Origin of the sequence: Ensifer canadensis (genome assembly GCF_017488845.2) — a bacterium.
In the GTDB taxonomy this organism is placed as follows: domain Bacteria; phylum Pseudomonadota; class Alphaproteobacteria; order Rhizobiales; family Rhizobiaceae; genus Ensifer; species Ensifer canadensis.
Genome location: NZ_CP083370.1, coordinates 3305562 through 3326724, shown reverse-complemented (window position 1 = coordinate 3326724; position 21163 = coordinate 3305562). Strand labels below are relative to the sequence as shown.

20 protein-coding genes and 1 tRNA gene are annotated in these 21163 nt (G+C 61.9%); 10 read left to right on the top strand and 11 right to left on the bottom strand.

Annotated features, from left to right (window positions below):
- Positions 1–34 precede the first annotated feature (34 nt).
- The 7 genes from J3R84_RS16190 to J3R84_RS16160 form a co-directional block, all read right to left on the bottom strand.
- Positions 35–1246, bottom strand: a complete 1212-nt coding sequence (locus J3R84_RS16190; RefSeq protein WP_025425008.1) for an amidohydrolase/deacetylase family metallohydrolase — start codon at positions 1244–1246, stop codon at positions 35–37.
- A 3-nt stretch (positions 1247–1249) separates the two neighbouring features.
- Positions 1250–2119 carry an ABC transporter permease gene (locus J3R84_RS16185; RefSeq protein ID WP_025425007.1) on the bottom strand — a complete coding sequence of 290 codons (870 nt, stop codon included), beginning with the start codon at positions 2117–2119 and terminating at the stop codon, positions 1250–1252.
- Positions 2119–3060 carry an ABC transporter permease gene (locus J3R84_RS16180; protein ID WP_203528584.1) on the bottom strand — a complete coding sequence of 314 codons (942 nt, stop codon included), beginning with the start codon at positions 3058–3060 and terminating at the stop codon, positions 2119–2121. Before J3R84_RS16180 ends, J3R84_RS16185 begins: the two co-directional genes overlap by 1 nt.
- A gap of 114 nt (positions 3061–3174) precedes the next feature.
- On the bottom strand, positions 3175–4704 hold the full coding sequence (locus J3R84_RS16175) for an ABC transporter substrate-binding protein (protein ID WP_203528582.1): 1530 nt from the start codon (positions 4702–4704) through the stop codon (positions 3175–3177).
- A 328-nt stretch (positions 4705–5032) separates the two neighbouring features.
- A complete protein-coding gene (locus J3R84_RS16170; protein WP_038576546.1) occupies positions 5033–5452 on the bottom strand; it encodes a BA14K family protein in 420 nt (139 codons plus the stop codon).
- A 103-nt stretch (positions 5453–5555) separates the two neighbouring features.
- Positions 5556–6056 carry a GNAT family N-acetyltransferase gene (locus tag J3R84_RS16165; protein WP_025425003.1) on the bottom strand — a complete coding sequence of 167 codons (501 nt, stop codon included), beginning with the start codon at positions 6054–6056 and terminating at the stop codon, positions 5556–5558.
- A gap of 91 nt (positions 6057–6147) precedes the next feature.
- Positions 6148–6224 (bottom strand) — tRNA-Arg (locus J3R84_RS16160).
- Positions 6225–6488: 264 nt separating this feature from the next.
- On the opposite strand from J3R84_RS16160, the gene J3R84_RS16155 reads away from it, so the two are divergent.
- The 8 genes from J3R84_RS16155 (at position 6489) to J3R84_RS16120 (ending at position 14893) form a co-directional block, all read left to right on the top strand.
- On the top strand, positions 6489–7385 hold the full coding sequence (locus J3R84_RS16155) for an ROK family protein (protein ID WP_025425002.1): 897 nt from the start codon (positions 6489–6491) through the stop codon (positions 7383–7385).
- Between the two features lie 11 nt (positions 7386–7396).
- The gene (locus J3R84_RS16150) at positions 7397–7891 is read left to right on the top strand and encodes a heme-degrading domain-containing protein (RefSeq protein ID WP_025425001.1); all 495 of its coding nucleotides are present in this window, start codon (positions 7397–7399) and stop codon (positions 7889–7891) included.
- Positions 7892–7895: 4 nt separating this feature from the next.
- On the top strand, positions 7896–9059 hold the full coding sequence (locus J3R84_RS16145; protein ID WP_025425000.1) for an AGE family epimerase/isomerase: 1164 nt from the start codon (positions 7896–7898) through the stop codon (positions 9057–9059).
- A gap of 349 nt (positions 9060–9408) precedes the next feature.
- Positions 9409–13182, top strand: a complete 3774-nt coding sequence (gene metH / locus J3R84_RS16140) for a methionine synthase (protein WP_025424999.1) — start codon at positions 9409–9411, stop codon at positions 13180–13182.
- Between the two features lie 518 nt (positions 13183–13700).
- Positions 13701–13910, top strand: coding sequence for a cold-shock protein (locus J3R84_RS16135; protein ID WP_025424998.1), 210 nt, complete (start codon positions 13701–13703; stop codon positions 13908–13910).
- A gap of 124 nt (positions 13911–14034) precedes the next feature.
- Positions 14035–14319, top strand: coding sequence for a hypothetical protein (locus J3R84_RS16130; protein ID WP_025424997.1), 285 nt, complete (start codon positions 14035–14037; stop codon positions 14317–14319).
- A gap of 55 nt (positions 14320–14374) precedes the next feature.
- Positions 14375–14611 carry a 30S ribosomal protein S21 gene (gene rpsU, locus J3R84_RS16125; RefSeq protein WP_025424996.1) on the top strand — a complete coding sequence of 79 codons (237 nt, stop codon included), beginning with the start codon at positions 14375–14377 and terminating at the stop codon, positions 14609–14611.
- Positions 14612–14668: 57 nt separating this feature from the next.
- Positions 14669–14893, top strand: a complete 225-nt coding sequence (locus J3R84_RS16120) for a hypothetical protein (protein ID WP_025424995.1) — start codon at positions 14669–14671, stop codon at positions 14891–14893.
- 147 nt (positions 14894–15040) lie between these two features.
- Here the strand turns inward: J3R84_RS16120 and J3R84_RS16115 are convergent, their stop codons facing one another.
- Both J3R84_RS16115 and J3R84_RS16110 read right to left on the bottom strand, forming a co-directional pair.
- Positions 15041–16066, bottom strand: coding sequence for a DUF1254 domain-containing protein (locus tag J3R84_RS16115; RefSeq protein ID WP_025424994.1), 1026 nt, complete (start codon positions 16064–16066; stop codon positions 15041–15043).
- An 18-nt stretch (positions 16067–16084) separates the two neighbouring features.
- A complete protein-coding gene (locus tag J3R84_RS16110) occupies positions 16085–17479 on the bottom strand; it encodes a DUF1254 domain-containing protein (RefSeq protein ID WP_057210812.1) in 1395 nt (464 codons plus the stop codon).
- A gap of 80 nt (positions 17480–17559) precedes the next feature.
- On the opposite strand from J3R84_RS16110, the gene J3R84_RS38485 reads away from it, so the two are divergent.
- Both J3R84_RS38485 and J3R84_RS16105 read left to right on the top strand, forming a co-directional pair.
- Entirely contained in the window at positions 17560–17694 is a 135-nt protein-coding gene (locus J3R84_RS38485; RefSeq protein WP_255569867.1) for a hypothetical protein, read from the top strand.
- Positions 17695–17733: 39 nt separating this feature from the next.
- On the top strand, positions 17734–19950 hold the full coding sequence (locus tag J3R84_RS16105) for an adenylate/guanylate cyclase domain-containing protein (RefSeq protein ID WP_025424992.1): 2217 nt from the start codon (positions 17734–17736) through the stop codon (positions 19948–19950).
- Positions 19951–19961: 11 nt separating this feature from the next.
- Here the strand turns inward: J3R84_RS16105 and J3R84_RS16100 are convergent, their stop codons facing one another.
- Both J3R84_RS16100 and J3R84_RS16095 read right to left on the bottom strand, forming a co-directional pair.
- Positions 19962–20393, bottom strand: coding sequence for a YHS domain-containing (seleno)protein (locus J3R84_RS16100; protein ID WP_107027573.1), 432 nt, complete (start codon positions 20391–20393; stop codon positions 19962–19964).
- Between the two features lie 115 nt (positions 20394–20508).
- Positions 20509–21099, bottom strand: a complete 591-nt coding sequence (locus J3R84_RS16095) for an ankyrin repeat domain-containing protein (RefSeq protein ID WP_025424990.1) — start codon at positions 21097–21099, stop codon at positions 20509–20511.
- Positions 21100–21163 lie beyond the last annotated feature (64 nt).

Below are 21163 nucleotides of genomic sequence, written 5' to 3'. Positions count from 1 at the left end.
CGATATCCTGCCAGTTTCTGTGTTCTGTGATGGTTCAACGGTAGCTGAAGCCGTGGCTGTGGTCGGGGCATTCGACATGCTGCGGCTGGTATCTGTTTGCCGCCACGACGTCCGTGCCCATGAGCGCATATCGCGGCTCGAAGAGGCGGTTGAGATGCGCTTCGGCTCCAAGTGAATCGAAGACGCGCAGTTCGGAATCGACGAGATCGAAGAGGGTGAACTCGGCGCGCGCGCCGACGGTCAGAAGCCCGTCCATCGGCAGGCGAATGACCGAGGCCGGAGCCTGCGTCACGGCCTCGACGACCTTTTCGAACTGCATGCCGACGCTCAAGAGCTTCGACATGGTGGTGCCGAGGTCCCAGACTGACTGGTTCATGCTGCGCAGGTGCACATCGGTGGAGATCGAGAAGGGCAGCAGGCCGCGGGCGATGGCGACTTCCGCGACGCGGAACGAAAACGACGCGCCGCCATGGCCGATGTCGAGCCGGATGCCTTCGCCGGCGCAGCGCTCGGCAAGCTCGAACAGGTCTTCGTCCTCGATGATGCTACTGCCGGCCTTGCCGTTGAAGCAATGGGTGACGATGTCGCCGGGGCCGAGGATTTCAAGCACTTCGTCATAGAGCGCCGGCGGTTCGCCAACATGCACCATCATCGGGATCTTGAGGATCTTGGCGATCTTCTTGCCGAGCTTGACCGGGGTTACGCCCCAGGAGCCGGTGATCACGTGGCTGGCGCGCACTTTCAGGCCGACGATATGCTCGCGGTTTTCCTGGTAGCAGGCGATGATGCGGTCGATGTCAATCGAGCGGATGTCGCTGAGCTCGCTGACGCGGTTGCAGGCGACGAGGCCGATCGAGCCGAGATTGAGGAAGGCCTTGATGCGCTCGCGCGCCGGCTCGATGATGTATTCGCGAAAACCATGGAAGTTGGCTTCGCCGGCCGAACCGGCGTCGACGATGGTGGTGACGCCGCGCTCCATGCCGCAGAGTTGCGGCCGGACCGAAATGTCGGTGCCGCCATGCCAGACATGGGCGTGCAGATCGATCCAGCCGGGCGAAATCCAGGCACCCTTGCCGTCGATGCGCTGGGTGCCTTCAGGCGCCGACAACTGGCTGCCGATGCGGGCAATGGTGCCGTCGCCACCGATCAGGATGTCGACGGTTTCGCTCGGTGCCGCCATGCCGAAGGCGACGGGCTTCACGTTGCTGATCAGCACGGGGCTGGTGCTACGGGTTGCGGTGGGCATGGATCACAGGTCCTTTCTGAGGCGGGGGTCGAGCATGTCGCGCAAACCATCGCCAACCATCTGCAGGGACAGAACCGAAAGCACGATGGCGATGCCGGGAAACAGCGTCACCCAATCGGCCTGTCCGATATATTGCCGGCCCGAGGCGATCATCGTGCCCCAGGTCGGGATCTCAGGACTGACGCCGACGCCGAGGAAGGAAAGCCCGGCTTCGGCCAGCATGGCATGGGCAAACAGGAACGTGCCCTGCACCAGGATCGGCGAGAGCAGGTTGCGCAGCACATGCCGCGTCATGATGTGCGGCGTCGAGATGCCGAGCGCGCGAGCCGCCTCGACATAGGGCAGCTCGCGGATCACCAGCGTCGAGGCGCGCACCACCCGCGCCAGCCGCGGCGCGTAGACGACGCTGAGCGCGACGATCACCGTCGTCAGCGACGGGCCGAGGGCGGCGACGAGCGCGATCGCCAGCAGGATATCGGGAAAGGCCATCATCGCGTCGATCAGGCGGGCGATCGGCGCGTCGAGCTTCGGAAAGAAGCCGGCGACGAGGCCCATGACGACACCGACGATCGTTGCGAGCGTGACGACGGCGGCGCCGACGAGCAGCGAAAGCCGGCCGGCATAGAGCGTGCGCGAAAACACGTCGCGCCCGAATTCGTCAGTGCCGAAGAACCATTGCAGGCTCGGCGGCGACAGGCGGTTGACGATCGACAGCTTGCCGGGCGCATAGGGCGCGATCAGCGGCGCGAAGACGGCCAGGAGCACGAAGACGACGAGAACGAAGAGACCGAAGGCAACGGTCTTGCGCTTGAGCAGGCGGCGCAGGAACTTGGCACGCTCGCTTGCGACAGGGGTTGATACGGTGGCGGTCATCAGTAGCGAACCCTTGGATCAACGAGGAGATAGAGCATGTCGATCGCGAAATTGATCAGCACGTAAAGAGCGGCGATGACGAGCAGCGCGCCCTGGATCACAGGGTAGTCGCGCCTGAGCACGGCGGAGACGACGAGATTGCCGACGCCCGGAAGGCCGAAGACGGTTTCTGTGACGACGGCGCCGGAGATCAGAACCGCGGCGGTGAGACCGATGATGGTCAGGATCGGGATGAGGGCATTCTTCAGCGCGTGTTTCATTACCACCTTGCGTTCGCCGAGACCCTTGGCGCGGGCGGTGCGGATGAAGTCGTCGCCGAGCACATCGAGCATCGAGGCGCGGGTAAAGCGCAGGATCAGCGCCGAGGAGACGACCCCGAGCGCAATGGCCGGCAAGGTCAGATGGTACATGCGCTCTGCGAAGGATGAACCCGGCCCGCCGTAACCCGAAACCGGGAACCAGCCGAGGCGGACCGCGAGGAACTGGATGAGGATCAGGCCGAGCCAGAAGCTCGGAATGCTGGCGGCAAGCATCGCCAGCGTGGTGGCCGCCTGGTCGACGAAGGAGCCGCGGCGGTAGGCGGCGTAGATGCCGATCGGCAGCGCAATGCCGCTGGCGATCAGAATCGAGAACAGGGTCAGGAAGAAGGTCGGCTCGGCACGCTCGGCAAGCGCCGAAGTGACCGGCTGGTTGAGGAAGATCGACTGGCCGAGATCGCCCTGCAGCAGCTGCCCGATATTGTAGACATATTGCAGGCCGAGCGACTGGTCGAGACCAAGCTTGGTGCGCAATTCGGCGATGTCTTGCTGCGTCGCTTCCGGTCCGAGCATGACGGCGGCGGGATCGCCGGGTGTCACGCGGACGATGACGAAGACAATGGTGACGACGAGCGCCATGACCACGATCATGCCGAACAGGCGCTGGAGAATATAGCGTATCATGGGTGCCTCGAACTTCTTCCGCACGGGCACTGGCAAGGCAGCGCCGGGCTATCCGGCGGGCAGCAATCCGTGAAGGGAAAGACCGCCCGCCGAAGGCTTCAAGTGGATGAAAGCTTACTTCTTGATCGAAGCGTTCCAGAAGTAGGGCCACGGCGCGGGGGAGACGCCGTCAAGCGTCTTGGTCTTTGCCGACAGGGCGTTGAAGTCGCCGATCTTGATGAACGGCACTTCCTCGTAGATCACCTTCTGGACGTCGGCCCAGAGTGTGACGCGCTTGCCAGCATCCGATTCGGCGTTGAAGGCATCGACGGCCTTGGCGCGGGCCGGCGTATCCCAGTTTCCGGGCGCCTTGGTCGACATCATGCCGATCAGCGCCGGTTCCGGCAGGAACGGGCTGTGGGTGATATAGATATCCCAGAGTGTCGGGTCGGCGCGGCGCTGGGTGAGCGTTGCCCAGTCGACCACCTGCAGATCGACGGTGAAGCCCGCGAGCTTCAGATACTCGGCGGCGACCTGTGCCATTTTGTAGTGGAACTCGTACTGGCGGCTGGTCAGGATGCGCAGCGGCTCACCCTTGTAGCCGGTAGCCTTCAAGAGTTCGCCTGCCTTTTCCGGATCGGCGACATTGTAGCCGCCTTCCGTGCCGGCTTCGGTGCGCCAGACATACTGCGCCGGGTAGAGGGCGGCATCGAGCGCGTAGAAGTCGGTGCTGCCGAAGGCGGCCGCCATCATGTCTTCCATGCTGAGTGCGGCGCGGATCGCCTTGCGCAGTTCCAGATTCTTGGTCATGCCGTTGCCTGAGTTGAGGACAAAGACAGGCCAGCCGAAAGGCTGCAGCATCACAGGTTCGGAAGCGCTCGAGCCTTTCACCCGTTCGAAGGATTCGACCGGCAGCGAATCGACGTAGTCGTACTGACCGGAGACGGCGGCCTCGACACGGGTGTTCGGGTCGGGAACCGGCACGAAGCGGATCTCGTCGGCATACTGGTGACGCGCGCCGCCATAACCGTTGCTTTCGCCCTCGGGCGAGACATAGCCGTCGTAACGCTCAAGCTGGATGTACTGGTCGGCCTTGCGCTCCTTGAGCTTGTAGGGGCCGGTGCCGACGAAATCGACCATCGGCTCAGCCTGCTTTTCCGAAGGCAGTACGATTGCCGCGGAATTGTTGAAGGCGAGCAGCGAGACCAGCGGCGCATAGGGGGTGTTGAGCGAGATCTTGACCGTGGTCGGGTCGACGGCCTCGATGCCGGCGATCGTCGTTGCCGTCTGCTTGCCGCGCGAGGCGGTCTTCGTCCAGCGCTCGAGCGAGGCGACGACGTCGGTCGTATCCATGTCGGTGCCGTCATGGAACTTGACGCCGGAGCGCAGCTTGATCGTGTAGGTTTTGCCGTCGGCGCTGATTTCCGGCATGGCCACAGCCAGAAGCGGCGTCGGCTTCCAATCCTTGTCGAAGGTGTAGAGCGTCTCGAACATATGCTGCGAGACGATGCCGACCAGGTCGGCCGTCGAAGCCATAGGGTCGAGCGTCGGCGGCTCGCCGACCGTGGCGACGTTGATGACGCCGCCCTTTTCCTGCGCGAAGGCGAAGGACGAGGAGGCGATGAGTGCCGTTCCCAGAAGCAGTGCAATCCTTGCTGATTTCATCTTATGTTCCTCTCTTATAGTTATATCATAGTTATGTACTAAGATACTTTATATTGGAATGATAAGGTCAGCCTTACGGAAATGTCAAGCCGCAGCCAAAACCGACGGTCATCATGGCAGCGGGGCCGGCGACGCTGATCAGTCAGGGGAGGGATCGATGAGGGAGCACTTTTCGCTTTGGGCGGGCACGCATTGATCAAGCGGAGCGCGCTGCTCGACGCTTGAACACGACGAAATCGGCTGTCCTGCGCTCAGGAAAGTGCTTGCCTTACATCAGGTTATGCTTTCACCCGCCGCCCAGACGGGCGGCAGGGCCTTCATCGCAGGTTTACCGATAAGGCGAGTAGCAGGCGCGGCGGGCGCCATAATAGGGCTGGAAGGTATTGTCCCATGCCCGGTAGGAGCTGTATCGACTGTAGCACCAGCTCGTATGGGCGTTGCCGCCATAGTACCGTCTCGGCTGGGCCATCAGCCCGCCGATGATGGCGCCGGCGGCAAGGCCGCCGATGATCGCGCCTACATTGTCATCGTCGTCGTCGTCATCCCAGTGGCGGTGACGGTAATAGCGCCGATCGCCCCGCCATCGGTAGCCATCGTATCCGCGATACCAGCGGCGGTGATAGTACTGCACGGTCTCGACGTCGGAGATGCCTGCCTTCATGGGTGTTACCGACGGGAATGCCTGTACCGGGGCTGCGCTGGAGAAGGCCGTTGCCAGCGAAAGCGCAACAATTGCCAGCTTTTTCATTGGCTTCACCATTTCCTTTCATTGGGGAAATGGATGAGGGCATGTTTTGTGCCGGAGAACGGGCAGAAACTCACGGCTTCGTGAATGCGCGGCAATCGGTTGGCTAGACGCTGAACTCTTCGAGCCTCTGCATGAAAATGCCGAAGCCGGCGCGGCGATAGGTGTCCTGTGCCTTGGCGTGATCCCAGGTATCCGTGTGCAGCCAGACGCGATCCGGTGCCCGATCCCAGATGGCACGCAGTGAGCCATCGAGAAGAAACGGCCCCAGCCTTCTTCCCTGCGCTTGCGGGATCAGGCCGAAATGGGTGAGTTCGACATCGGAAGTGTCAGCGCGCTCGAATTCGCAGAGCCCGACGGCACTGCCTTCCACCCGCAGGATATAGAGCGCGGTCGACGGGCTGCGCAAAAAGGCATCGAGCTCATCGGCAGGCATGCGCAGTCGCTGATCCCAGCGCAAAGGTTCGGCGACTGCGCGGTAGAGCGAGAGGAATTCCTCTGCTGCCAAGCGCTCAGGCGCAAACGCCGTGCCCTCGACAGGCGGCAGCAAAGGCTCGCCAGTCGGCCGAGTGCGCATTTCCATGTAGGTCACAAGCAGCTGAACCATGATCGCTTACATCGGCATCGGGTGCATCGGCATCGCAAGAGCCGGCTCGGCGGAGCGTCGCGCCTGTGATTTGTCCTGCTGACGAGAAGGATGGTGATCCCGGCGCGATTCGAACGCGCGACCCCCAGATTAGGAATCTGGTGCTCTATCCTGCTGAGCTACGGGACCACTCGGATAGCACCCATACAAAAGCAAGGCCTCTTCGCCAAGTGTTTTTGCGCGGTGCCTTCGCGAAATAGGGCATGGCGTGCGGTGCCGGGAATGCAGGGGATTGCGGAAGGCGCCTGTCCAATCCGGTTTCCTCCTCTACCGAGGCGTGCCGAAATCGGGGGCTGGTGTTTCCCGTCTTTCGGATGCTAAGCAGTGATCAGCGCCGGCTTGAGGAGGCTGGCGCTCCTTCATGCGACCTTCACCCAGAGACCTGATCCAGACATGTTCATCGGAATTGATTGGGGCGGCACGAAAATGGAAGTCATCGCGCTTGATCGCGATGGTGAAACGCGCGCCCGCCACCGCGTCGCGACCCCGACCAGCGGCTATGACGACTGCATTCTGGCCGTTCACGGCCTTGTTGCCGCCGCCGAAAAGACGGCGGGCGAACAAGGATCGATCGGCATCGGCATTCCCGGCAGTCCCAATCCGCGCACCGGTATCGTGCGCAACTCCAACGCTGTGCTGATCAACGGCAAGCCGCTCGGGCGCGACCTCGAACAGGCGCTCGGCCGCAAGGTGCGGCTCGCCAACGACGCCAATTGCCTGGCGGTGTCGGAGGCAGTCGACGGTGCCGGCAAGGACGCGCAGACAGTGTTCGGCGTGATTGTCGGCACCGGCCATGGCGGCGGGCTGGCGATCGGCAAGAAGGTGCATGCCGGCTACCAGGGCGTCGCCGCCGAAATCGGCCACTATCCGCTGCCATGGATGACCAAGGACGAGTATCCCGGCCACAAATGCTGGTGCGGCAAACACGGCTGCCTCGACATGTACGCCTGCGGCACCGGGGTCGAGCTCGACTATCGCCTGACCACCGGCGTCGAAAAGCGTGGTCGCGATATCATCGAGGCGAAGCGGGCCGGCGATCCGGCGTCAACAGGCGTCTACAATCGTTTCGTCGACCGGCTGGCGCGCAGCCTTGCGCTTTTGACCAACATCGTCGACCCGGATGTCTTCGTGCTCGGCGGGGGCATGTCGAATGTCGACGAGATCTATGAGGATGTGCCGCCGCGGGTGGTCAACTACCTCTTTGGCGACAGTTTCGAAACGCCTGTTCGCAAGGCGATGCACGGGGACAGTTCCGGCGTGCGCGGCGCGGCTTGGCTCTGGAAGGATTGAGCGGAGGCTTCATGAATATCGACAATGATCTCAAGCGCATCGGCCAACAGGAGCGCGAGCTGCAATTCGACAGTTTCGACCTGGAAATGGCATGGCAACTGGGCACGACGTTGCGCCGCATGGCCGCCGAACGCAAGCTCGGCGTCGTCATCGATGTCACGCTGTTTTCGATGCAGGTGTTTTATACCGCGCTTGAGGGCGCGACGCCTGACAATCCGAACTGGGTGCGCCGCAAGCGCAACACCGTTTTTCGCCTGTTCAAGAGCAGCTACTCGACCGGCCTCGGGCTGTTGAAGCAGCAGACCAATCTGCAGGCGAAGCTCGGGCTTCCGGATGCCGAATATGCGGCCCATGGCGGCAGTTTCCCGATCGTCGTCAAGGGCACGGGCTGCATCGGTGCGGTGACCGTGTCCGGCCTGCCGCAGCGCGAGGACCACAACATGGTGGTCGAGGCGCTGGCCGAGCTGCTCGGCAAGAACCATGATGAACTGAAGCTCGAGGGCTGAACCGTTGCCGCAGGATATTTTCTCGCAATCCGCTATCTTGTCGGCGTGGCTGGCCGAAAGGGCCCTGCCGCTCTGGCGCGAAAAGGGCGTCGATGCCACGGGCGGCGGTTTCGCCGAAACCATCGACATGGCCGGCGAGCCAACGCGGGCCAATCGCCGGGCGCGGGTGCAGCCGCGTCAGGTCTACTGTTTCGCCGAGGCCGGCAGGCGCGGCTGGGCGGGCGACTGGAAGAGTGCCGCCGAGGGCGGGCTTGCCTATTTCGATCGGGTCTATCTGCAGCCGACGGGCTTTTACGGCGCGCTTGCGGATGCCGACGGCAACCTCATCGATGCCGCCTTCGACCTCTACAATCAGGCTTTCGCGTTGCTGGCCTTTGCCTATCTGGCCGAGGTCTTCCCCGAGCGCAGGCCGGAAATGATCGAGCGCAGCAACGGTTTGCGCCAACGCATCGAGGCCCACTGCAAGCACCCGCTCATCGGCTTTGAAGAGGACGATCCGTCGCGGCTGCCGCTCTGCTCCAATCCGCACATGCATCTGTTCGAAGCGTGCCTGGCGAGCGAGGAGGTCGTCGGCTTTGATCGCGTCGCCTGGTTCAACCTTGCAGACGAGATCGCGCATCTGGCGATGGATCATTTCATCGACGGCGGTACCGGCGCGTTGCGGGAGTTCTTCGACCACGACTGGGCGCCGTTCCCGGGTGACAAGGGGCGTATCGTCGAGCCCGGCCATCTGTTCGAATGGGCGTGGCTGTTGCTGCGCTGGGCCGAGCGGCGCGGCAATGCCGAGGCGATCGTCAAGGCGCGGCGGCTGTTTGCGATCGGCGAGGCGCACGGCATCTGCCCGACCCGCAATGTCGCGGTCATGACGCTCTTCGACGATTTCTCGGTCGCCGACCCGATCGCACGGCTTTGGCCGCAGACGGAATGGCTGAAGGCTTCGGTTCGTTTTGCAGCCCTCACAGAAGGCGCGGAGCGTGAGCGCTATCTCGCCTCGGCGGCGCGGGCGGCTTCGGCACTCAACCTGTTCCTGGAGACACCGGTGGCCGGGCTGTGGCGCGACAAGCAGAAACCAGATGGCAGTTTCGTCGACGAACCGGTGCCGGCGAGCAGTTTCTACCATATTCTCTGCGCCATCTATGAAACGCAGGATTGCCTCGGCCGTCTTTAGAGCATTTCCAGGAAAAGTGCGAAGCGGTTTTCCGTCAGGAAATGCGGAAAAACGAAGCGACAGAGCGTTTCCGCGGCTCAATTTAAGCCAGAAACGCTCTGAGTTTGTCTTCTGATGGCATTCGCATGGCTCGCAGCGGTCGCGGCGGGCCATTTTCTTTGCCGTGGCGTTCACCCAAAAGGCGGAATCGCCTTTCTGTCGCTCCTGTGCGCAGACTGAAACCGCATGCGCCAAGGCTACCAAGCCAACGTCATTGCGGCAAATTAAATCCGTTCATATGTTGACATAAAGATGTCTTTATGTGATTGACTTGACTATTGCTTGTCGTTTTCAGAACGGGAGATTTCCCATGTCCGCCATCGACGCCCTTTTCGGCGACCTTTCCTCCAAGCCGGATGGCTCCGAAGTCATGCGGGCGCTGAAGCAGGCGGCCAGCGAGCGCATCCTGATCATGGATGGTGCAATGGGCACGGAAATCCAGCAGCTGGGTTTCGTCGAGGATCACTTCCGTGGCGATCGCTTCGGCGGTTGTGCCTGCCATCAGCAGGGCAACAACGACCTGTTGACCCTGACGCAGCCGAAGGCGATCGAGGACATCCACTATTCCTACGCCATCGCCGGCGCCGACATCCTGGAAACGAACACGTTCTCCTCGACCCGCATTGCCCAGGCCGACTACGGCATGGAAGACATGGTCTACGACCTCAATCGTGACGGCGCCCGCCTGGCGCGCCGGGCGGCAAGGCGCGCCGAAGCGCATGACGGCCGTCGCCGGTTCGTCGCCGGAGCGCTCGGCCCGACGAATAGGACCGCGTCGATTTCGCCTGACGTCAACAATCCGGGCTACCGGGCGGTGACCTTCGACGATCTCAGGATCGCCTATGCCGAACAGATCCGCGGCCTGATCGACGGCGGCGCCGATATCATCCTGATCGAGACGATCTTCGATACGCTCAACGCCAAGGCGGCGATCTTCGCCACCAAGGAAGTGTTCGCAGAGAAGGGTATCGAACTGCCGGTGATGATCTCCGGCACGATCACCGATCTTTCCGGCCGTACGCTGTCGGGCCAGACGCCGACGGCGTTCTGGCATTCCGTGCGCCATGCCGAGCCTTTCACCATCGGGCTCAACTGTGCGCTCGGCGCCAATGCCATGCGCGCGCACATCGACGAACTTTCGAGTGTCGCCGACACCTTCGTCTGCGCCTATCCGAACGCCGGCCTGCCAAACGAATTCGGGCGATATGACGAGACCCCGGACCAGATGGCAGCCCAGGTCGAAGCCTTTGCCCGCGACGGTCTCCTCAACATCGTCGGCGGCTGCTGCGGCTCGACGCCCGCCCATATCAGCGCGATCGCCAAGGCGGTTGCCAAACACCCGCCACGCCTGATCCCCGATGTCGCGCCGCTGATGCGGCTCTCGGGCCTCGAGCCCTTCACGCTCACCTCAGACATTCCCTTCGTCAATGTCGGCGAGCGCACCAACGTCACCGGCTCGGCCAAGTTCCGCAAGCTGATCACCGCCGGCGACTATTCCGCAGCGCTCGATGTCGCCCGCGATCAGGTCGCCAACGGCGCGCAGATCATCGACATCAACATGGACGAGGGCCTGATCGATTCGAAGCAGGCGATGGTCGAGTTCCTCAACCTTATCGCTTCCGAACCTGATATCGCCCGCGTGCCCGTCATGATCGATTCGTCGAAGTGGGAGGTGATCGAGGCCGGATTGAAATGTGTCCAGGGCAAGCCGCTGGTCAACTCGATCTCGATGAAGGAAGGCGAAGAGGCGTTTCTGCATCACGCCAGGCTTTGCCGCGCCTATGGCGCTGCCGTCGTCATCATGGCCTTCGACGAGGTTGGGCAGGCAGATACCAAGGCGCGCAAGGTCGAGATCTGCACCCGCGCCTACAAACTGCTGACCGAAGAAGCCGGCTTCCCGCCCGAAGACATCATCTTCGACCCGAACATCTTTGCCGTCGCGACCGGCATCGAGGAACACAACAACTACGGCGTCGACTTCATCGAAGCAACGCGCGAAATCATTGCGACGCTGCCGCATGTGCACATCTCCGGCGGGGTCTCCAACCTGTCGTTCTCCTTCCGCGGCAACGAACCGGTGCGCGAGGCGATGCACGCCGTGTTCCTCTACCATGCCATCCAGGCGGGCATGGACATGGGCATCGTCAATGCCGGCCAGCTTGCCGTCTATGACGGCATCGATGCCGAGCTGCGCGAGGCCTGCGAAGACGTGGTCCTGAACCGCCGCGCCGATTCGACCGAACGCATGCTGGAGATTGCCGAGCGCTATCGCGGACAGGGCGGCGCCCAGGCCAAGGAGAAAGATCTTTCCTGGCGTGAATGGCCGGTCGAAAAGCGACTCGAGCACGCGCTGGTCAACGGCATCACCGAATATATCGAGGCCGATACCGACGAGGCGCGGCTTTCGAGCGCCCGGCCGCTGCATGTCATCGAAGGTCCGTTGATGGCCGGCATGAATGTCGTCGGCGATCTTTTCGGCTCGGGCAAGATGTTCCTGCCGCAGGTGGTGAAATCGGCGCGCGTGATGAAGCAGGCGGTTGCCGTTCTGCTTCCGCACATGGAAGCCGAGCGGCTGGCCGCCGGTGGCGAAGGCGAGCGCCAGAGCGCCGGCAAGATCCTGATGGCGACGGTCAAGGGCGACGTGCACGACATCGGCAAGAACATCGTCGGCGTCGTGCTTGCCTGCAACAATTACGAGATCATCGATCTCGGCGTCATGGTGCCATCCGCCAAGATCCTCGAGGTGGCCAAGGCGCAGAAGGTCGACATCATCGGCCTTTCCGGCCTGATCACGCCATCGCTCGACGAGATGGTGCATGTTGCCTCGGAGCTCGAGCGCGAAGGTTTTGATATCCCGCTGTTGATCGGCGGCGCGACGACGAGCCGGGTGCATACGGCGGTCAAGATCAATCCGCGCTACGACCGCGGCCAGACGGTCTACGTCACCGATGCGAGCCGTGCGGTCGGGGTCGTCTCCAGCCTGTTGTCGTCGGAAGCCAAGGGCTCTTACGTCGAGACGATCCGCGCTGAATATCGCAAGGTTGCCGACGCCCATGCTCGCAACGAGGCGGAAAAGCGCCGCCTGCCGCTATCGCAGGCGCGCGCCAATGCTCACAAGATCGACTGGAGCGGCTATCAGGCCAAGGCTCCCTCGTTTCTCGGTACGCGGGTGTTTCAGGGGTGGGAGCTGGACGAGCTGGCGCGCTACATCGACTGGACGCCGTTCTTCCAGACCTGGGAACTGAAGGGCGTCTATCCCAAAATCCTCGATGACGAGAAGCAAGGGCAGGCCGCACGTCAGCTGTTCGAGGATGCGCAGGCCATGCTTGCCAAGATCATCGCCGAGAAATGGTTTGCCCCGAAGGCGGTCGTCGGCTTCTGGCCGGCCGGAACCGTCGGCGACGACATCCGGCTGTTTACCGAGGAAACGCGCGGCGAGACGCTCGGCACCTTCTTCACGCTGCGTCAGCAGCTGAGCAAGCGCGACGGGCGACCGAACGTGGCGCTGTCGGATTTCGTCGCACCTGTCGACAGCGGCAGCAGAGATTATCTCGGCGGCTTCGTCGTCACGGCCGGTATCGAGGAAGTGGCGATCGCCGAGCGCTTCGAGCGCGCCAACGACGACTATTCGTCGATCATGGTCAAAGCACTGGCCGACCGGTTCGCCGAAGCCTTTGCCGAGCGCATGCATGAATACGTGCGCAAGGAACTCTGGGGTTATGCTGCGGACGAGACATTCTCGCCGCAGGACCTGGTCGGTGAGCCCTATGCCGGTATTCGCCCGGCACCTGGCTATCCGGCTCAGCCCGACCATACGGAAAAGGAAACGCTGTTCCGGTTGCTCGACGCCGAAAAGGCGATCGGCGTGACCTTGACCGAGAGCTTTGCGATGTGGCCCGGTTCGTCCGTCTCCGGTCTCTATGTCGGCCATCCCGAGGCCTATTATTTCGGTGTCGCCAAGGTCGAGCGGGATCAGGTGGAGGATTATGCGGGGCGCAAGCGTATGCCGGTGCGCGAGGTCGAACGCTGGCTGTCCCCGATCCTCAACTACGTGCCGATGCCCGAAGCAGAGGCAGCCGAGTAATCTCGGGAATCCAACAATAGTGCTGGCGGGCAATCATGCCCGTCAGTCTCGCGCTTGAAGCGAGGCGGTCTGCAAGGCCGGCCATGCGGCGAAACCGTCTTTCCCACTTGCCTCAATCCAAGATGAAACTGCGCCGAGCGCTTGGCGATGCCGGCACTTGCCGATTTCTTGAAGCCTCTATGCTTTCCTGAACTGGGCTATTGCTCTGTATTCGTCGTTTATGGTCGGTAGCGCCAATATATTTCTTGAGGCGCCCAAAAATAATGGGATGGAAATTCCGAAAGGATTCCAATCGAAACGAACGTGATTCAACGTTGTTTTTCGGCAGTGCCGCTGCATTTCGGGCCGTATTCCAAATGAAACATTGAAAATCCCGAAAAAAGAATTATATGGGTGCAATCGAATATTGCTTGCGACCTTTGTCAAAGCGCTGAAAAGCGTTGTCAGATTTCCTCTCAACATCGACACGGCTCGGCGAATACCCGTCGAGCGAAATCAACGATTGAAAGGAGATCGTTATGAATTCAGGCACTGTAAAGTGGTTCAATGGCACCAAGGGTTTTGGCTTCATCCAGCCGGATGACGGTACGACCGACGTGTTTGTTCATGTTTCCGCTGTAGAGCGTGCAGGCATGGGCTCGCTGGCGGAAGGCCAGAAGGTCACCTACGACATCGTCCGCGACCGCAAGACCGGCAAGAACTCTGCCGACAATCTCCGGGCGGAATGAATCGTCATCTGCCTCCCCCGACCACGGATGTACTGGCTGGGGACGTTTGATTGACGGGAAGAGGTCGGGTGAAGCCCGGCCTTTTTGCGTCCGGACCCTGCACATTCCGGGGAAGGAAACTATCATGACCCGCAGAATTTGTGCCGTTGGCGACACGGTGACCGTAAGGGCCGATTTCACCAAGCTGGCACCCGCCGTCAGGACGTGCCGGATCATCGGTGTTCTGCCCGCCGACCACGGCGAGACCCAATATCGCGTCCGTTTCGACGGCGAGAACTTCGAACGTCGCATCGTTGCAAGCGACGTCGAGACCACTGAGGCGGCCTCTCCCATCGAAGAGGGACCGTCGCGCATCATTGCCAAGGGTGAACCCTGGCTGAAACCGTCGCGCATCCGGATCGGAAGATAGCTACAGCAATCTCGGTCCGCCGATGTGCGGCCCCAACCAAAGGGAAGGATACATCTTGCAGGTACTCGTCAGAGACAACAACGTCGACCAGGCACTCCGCATTCTGAAGAAGAAAATGCAGCGCGAGGGACTGTTCCGCGAATTCAAGGCGCGCAGCGCCTATGAAAAGCCGTCGGAAAAGCGCGTTCGCGAAAAGGCCGAAGCCGTTCGTCGCCAGCGCAAGCTCGCGCGCAAGAAGCTTCAGCGCGAAGGCCTGCTGCCGGCACCGAAGAAGGCTGTCCGCACCCGCTAAATCTGAGGTACCGATGCCGATTTCGGCATCGGTCCACGCCCGAGCGAGGAGGTACGCATGACGTCGACGAAGAAAGATCTTTTCAAGCCTGAGCGTTTGTCGGCAGCCGACAAGGCTGCGGCGACCGACCATACGGCCCGCGGTATCGTTGCGGCGGAAAAGCTGGCGCGCGAGAAGAAGACCGAAAAGCTCAAGGCTCAGCGGTTGTTGCAGGAGGCTGACGCCGAACCCGTGGCCCCGGCGCCCAAGCGCCAGCCGGCACGCAAGCGCACGAGCGCCTGATTGCGCTCATCGGCCGGGCGCAGCCATTGCCCGGCAATGTTCTGCCAACCAAGCCCGACATAACCTCCTTGATAGATCGTCCGCCCGCCGCGCATCCCACTCGACGCGCGGCTAGGCAATGTTTGTGCAGTTGGTTCCAACGCCGGGCTAGTTGACCGCGCTCGGCTCAGGAAACTGCCACTTTCCATCCAGTATTTCCTGCCGCGGCCGATAGAGACGCACCGCGTAGTTCCAGCCCTTGGTTGTCGGCAGGCAGTTGGCGATCTTGCCGTCGCAACCGCCGAACTGGATCGCCACCGTGCCATCATCGCCCTTCTTCGCGGTGATATCGTTGACCGTGTAGGCATCATACTTGTTCTTCTCGAAATACCCGGCAGCATTGTAGACGCTCACCGACCAGAATGCGTCGACGGGCACGTCTTTCACATCGAGCTTGTACACAGTCGCGCCGTCATTTTTGGTCGGCGTGATGTTGAGATAAACCGCATCCTTATCCGGATTCCCGCCCCAGCCCGACGCCGTGCCGATCAGATGGCGAACGGGATCGACTTGCTCCTTGGTCCCGAAGGCTTTCTTGAAGTCGGGCATCGTCGCGCCGAGCACGAGCAATGCCTCGCGCACCGTCTTCTGGCTCGCCGGATCCCAGGCGGGGACCTCGAAGCTGCCGCTCTTCGCCTGACTGGCCTTGATCGCGTCCTGCAAGGCATGGACCGCTTCGATATCCTTGGCGTCGGCCGGGTCGACGAGCGTGCGAATTGCCACGACGACATAGCGCGTGCCGACACCCTCCTTCGTCAGCGTGTGCTCTCCGGCATCGTAGACGACCTCGGGCACGTAGTGATCCTCGTTGATCACCTGCATCGACATGAAGCGCTTTCCTGCATCGGGCAGCGTGATGGTGACAGGACCGGCATCAAGGTCGAACACCGCCGAGGAATAGAGCGTGTCGCGGTTGAGGCGTATGACCGTCTGGTTGTCGATCGAGGCGGGCTCGCGGCGGTGCAGGAACTTGCCCAGCGCCCCGTCCTTGACCATGGCCGCGGCATACATGTCGCTCTCGGCGCGGATGAAATTGTCGACTCCGACGATTACAGGATCTGCGGCGGTGGCCGGCAGGATGCCGATCAAGGCAAGGGTCGCCGCGAGAGCAACAGTGGTTCGAAATGTATTCATGCTGGTCATCCTCTCTGCTCATGTCGCAGATTTCAGTGGCGGGGCTTTCCATTTGCCGTCGAGGGCATCGGGTTTTGGCCAGTAGAGGCGCATCACCACGAAGAACGGGCCCTTGGGAGCCGGTAGCCAATTGCTCTCCCGATCTGCGCCTGGGCTCTCGTTCTGGACATGAAGCGTCAGGCCGCCGTCGGCATCCTGCTTCAGGCTCGGGAGCATCGGCGAATTGATGAGATAACGGTTGAGCGGATTGGCGTAGAGCAGGCTTGCCGGCAGTTCGTAGAGCGTCAGCGACCAGAAGGCATTGACGGGGGGCAGTTGGCCGTGTTCGAAGCGCAACGCATATTTGCTCGCGCCGGAGAGCGGTTGCTTCTGATCGTCGATGAAATAGGCAGGATAGATCGCCTCTTCCTTGGAGTTGCCGTAGATGCCGAGCACAGCACCGGACATGCGCTGCATGTAGTCGTTCTTCAGGAAGGCTCGGGTTCCGAAGCAGTCGGCGCTCGAGAGCTTGCCGGTATCGATCATGGTTTCCTTGTGTTCCTTAAAGGCCGCCCAGCCGTCGGCCATGCCGTCGGTGATCGCCTTCTGGATATCCGGCGGGAAGGCCGTGAAGTCGAATGTCTTGCCAGCACCGATGTTGAGCTCGGAAAAGCGTGCCATCAGCTCCTTTTCCGAAGGATCGGTCGGGCAGAACTGCAGAATGAAGTTGAGTTCGCTGAAGACCTCGGGCGACGTCTTTTCCTCCTCCGCACTGAGCGGCGTGAAGAAGTCGACGGCGGGGGCGGGCGCAGGCGCCGGCTTTCCGAGAAATGCCGACAAGGGCTCGACCTTGTAGCCGGCCTGGATCTTCTTGACGTTCTCGATATCGCCAGGATTGAAGAGCTGCGTGCGGTAGAGCACGAAGGCAAACTCCGTTTCCGAGCGGATGACGTCCTTGATGCCGGGAGGGGTTTCGCCCTTCCAGTTCGGCCCGGCAAGCAGGTAGCTGCCGGCATCGTTGCCTGTCGCGCGGCTGCCGACATAGGCGAAGTTGAAGGTGTACTGTTCGATGAACTGAAGCGAGTAGTACCGTTCCTTCTCGATTGCCGGCACGGTGAACACCAACGGTTCGGCCCTGAGATCCGCGCCGACATAGGAGTAGGGCGTGTCTGAATTCGGCGTCTGGATCGCCTTGTCGTCCGGCGTATAGACCCGGGCATTGTTGAACAGCGTGTTCCACGGCGCCTTGAACTCCGGCCCGCCGGCGTCGACGAAATAGGAATGTTGCACGCGGTAATTGTCGACCAGCGGAAATCCGTAGATCGTTGCCTCCTTGGCGATCGCCCGCGCGTCATCAGGCGTGAGGGCCGCATCTGCGGCGAAGGACGGCAAGGCTGTCACATGGGGAAGCGCGGTAGCAAGCGCGCCGTACATCAGAATGGTCCGTCGTTTAATCATGGCAAAATCCTCCGGATGAGCGCGCAAAGCAGATAACCGAAGGACAATCCGACGGCATGCGCAAAGCCGTGCGGGGCCAGCAATGCTTCGATGGTGCGCGATGGGCGGAAAACCGCAAGTACGTAACAGTTACTACGGTGCTGGTGCCGTTCGCTGCCGACGCGATGGCGGCGCCTGACGACCTGCGGTAACATCGTCGCTGGAATACATCGCACGTGAAGAGACCGTCGATGGAGCGCCGCCTCGCAGCCGTCCTGATCGCCGACGTCGCCGGATACAGTCGCCTGAGCCGGCTCGACGAGGAGGGAACGCGCGCCAATTTCCAGAGCGACCTGCATGACATTCTGGAGCCGCAGTTTGCCGAACATCACGGCCGGCTGGTCAAGACCATGGGTGACGGGCTGCTGGTGGAATTCCGCAGCGTCGTCGATGCACTCCGCTGCGCGGTGGAGATCCAACAGCGCAAGGCCGAACAGGCCGACAAGGTCACAACTGACCGGCGGCTCGATTTCCGCATCGGCATCAATCTCGGCGACATCATCGTTGAAGGCGACGACATTCACGGCGATGGCGTCAACACCGCCGATCGGGTGCAGGGGCTGGCCGAGCCCGGTGGCATCGCGATATCGGGTACGGCCTACGACCAGGTTCGATTGAAGCTTAGTGTCGGCTACGCCTCGCTCGGCGAGCAGACGGTCCGGGGGATGGCCGAACCGATCCGCGTCTATCACGTGCTTCTCGACCCTGATGACGCTGGCAAGACCATCGTCAAGGATACGCAGCAGCATTTTGCGCGAAGGAGCATGCTCATTGCCGGCGCCCTCATGTTGCTCCTCGCATTTGTCGCCGCCTGGTGGCAGCCGTGGACGCTCATCCTGCCGGAGACGCCGACCGAGCGCTTTGCCTATCCCCTGCCGGACCAGCCATCCGTCGCAGTCCTGCCGTTCATCAATGTCAGCGGCGACCGGGATCATGACCATCTGGCCGAAGGGTTGACCGACGACCTGATCACCGAGCTTTCGAAGGTGTCCGGCCTGTTCGTAATCGCTCGCCATTCGGTGTTCGCGATGAAGGACAACGCTTCGAAGATCCAGGACGTGGCAGCGGAGCTTGGCGTTCACTACATTCTGGAGGGCACGTTGCAACGGGCCGACCAGCGGCTGCGCATCAACGTCAAGCTGATCGATGCGATGAGCGGTCTATCGCTCTGGGCGGAGCGCTATGACCGGCAATATGCCGATCTCTTCGCGGTCCAGGACGACGTCATCGGCAAGATCATCGCGGCGCTGGAGGTCAAACTCAGCGAAGGCGAACGCGACCAGCTGGCGCGCATCCCGACCGACAATCTCGAAGCCTACGACTACTACATGCGGGCCGAGCAGCAGGGGCTCATCTATAGCGATGTCGATACCTATCGCCAGACGCTGGCCTTCTATCAGAAGGCGATCGATCTCGATCCGCGTTTCGCCGATGCCCATGCGGGGATCGCGCGGGTCGCCGTCGACGTCTGGCGCAATGACTACAATTATCTCTGGTCGGCGGCCGTTGCCCGCAAGATCGCTTATGACGCTGCCGGCCAGGCCCTGAAGCTCGACGCCAACAATGCGCGCGCGCACACAGTGCTGGCATTGCTGCAGCTCGTCGACGGTCGCGAAACGGAGGCGCGGGAATCTGCCGCCAGGGCGGTCACGGCGCAGCCGAGCGATCCAGAGGCCTTTGCCAACCTGGCGCTGATCCTGGCGCAAACCGGCGAACACGAACAGGCAATCGCCGATCTGGAACGGGCATTGAGGCTCGATCCGTCACCGTCTCCGAGTTTCCGGCTGCTGGCGGGCATCGTCTACTACACCGCACGCGACACCGACCGGGCGATCCCGCTGATCGAAGCAGCCGGCGAGGCCCTACCGAATGCGGAGGCTGCACGGGAGTATCTGGCCTCGGCCTATGCCCAGCGCGGCGATCGGGCGCGCGCGGTGGCAGAGGGCGCAAAGCTGCTTCAGCTCTTTCCCGACACCAACCTCACCTATTACAGCTACCTCTATGATTACTGGCGCGAAGAGGACCTCAATCGCCACCTCTACGGACTGCGCACTGCCGGCATTCCGGAGTGGCCCTTCGGCTTCGTCGGGGCGGCGGCGGACAGGCTCGGGCCGGCGGAACTTGGCACGCTGACCCAAGACAAGACCTGGGCCGGGCAGCACAAGAATGGCACGAGCTTCGTGCAATTCTTCGATAAGGCCGGCAACACCGCCTATCGCAGCGCCAACACAAACATCACCGGGCGCGCCGAGGTGAAGGGCAACCAGCTCTGCGAGAAATTCGACGGATATTTCCTCGACCGCATGGTCTGCGGCTATGTCTATCGCAACACGGCCAAGGGCGAGCGCGGCGCAGACTTCATCCACGTGACGCCGCAGGCGCTAAAATTCTTCTCGATCGAGCAGTGATCGCTATCCGGTCAGCGCGCCGCCTGCCAGGTCGTGCCGAGCTTTTCCGAAATGAGCGTGTTCTCCACTTCAGACCAGTGCTTCTTCGAATCGACCAGCTTGTTCGGGTTCTTCTCGAAGCCTTCTGCCGCACCCGGATCGTAGCTCAGGAACAGCTTGCCCTCGATGATGCGCCAGGCCTTCGGATCGATATTGGTGGTCACCGTGCCAAACGACACACCGTCGGCGCAGTAGCCGCCATATTGCGGGGCGTAGCGGGTGGGTTCGCGGATGAAAAGCTCACGGTTCTCGGCGCTGGCAAACTGCCAGTTCGCTCCGAGCCAGCGGTAGGAAAATTGCGGCGAGCCTTCGAGCGCCTTGCTCTCGGTGAAATAGGCGACCGGGTCGTAGCCCTTGATGGCGACATCGCCGAAGTAGCCGGTGTTGACGAGGTCTTCCGCCATTATCGGCCCGGACAGTGCCAGAAACGCCGTCGCAGCGAGGCCGACGGCGCATGCGTATCGATTGTAAAACATTCCTCTTCTCCGATTCCGGATGCGGCTGGCGCACGCTCTGGCGTCACTTCCGCTTCGTGCATTCGGTATAAAGCCAGTCGCCGACGAGGTCGGCCTTCTGGCAGGTGGCGCCCGCTTTCAGCAGAAGCTCGGCGGCGTCCCAGTGCGAGCGCCAGCCGGCCTGTGTCAGTGGCGTGTAGCCGTTGCGTTCCTTCGCCTCGACCTCGGCCTTTTGGGTAAGCAGCACAGCCACGACATCGGCGTGACCCTCCTCGGCTGCGGCATGAAGCGGCGACATCTTGTAGAAGTTCTTGGTGTCGTTGACGTCGGCGCCCTTGGCGAGCAGCAGCTTGACGGTGTCGAGATTGCCGCCATAGGCCGCGGCGTGCAGGGCGGTCAGCCCGCCCTTGTTGCGGATCTCGATGTCGCAGCCGCGATCGAGCAGCAGGGCGACGACATCCGGCCGTCCGGCAAGGGACGCGACCAGCAATGCCGGCTCGCCGGCCGTATCCGGCTCGGTGATGTCGGTACCCTGATCCAGCAACAGCGTGACGCGCTTGACGTCGCCGTCTCTTGCCGCGTCATGCAAGGGACCCGCAAAAGCCGCCGAGGTGAAAAACGCTAGCCCGGCGACCGAAGCACAAACATAGTTCATAGCGCCACCTCCGCCCCAGCTTCGGTTTTGCATGTAAGAATGTTCGAAAATATCACAGAGTCCT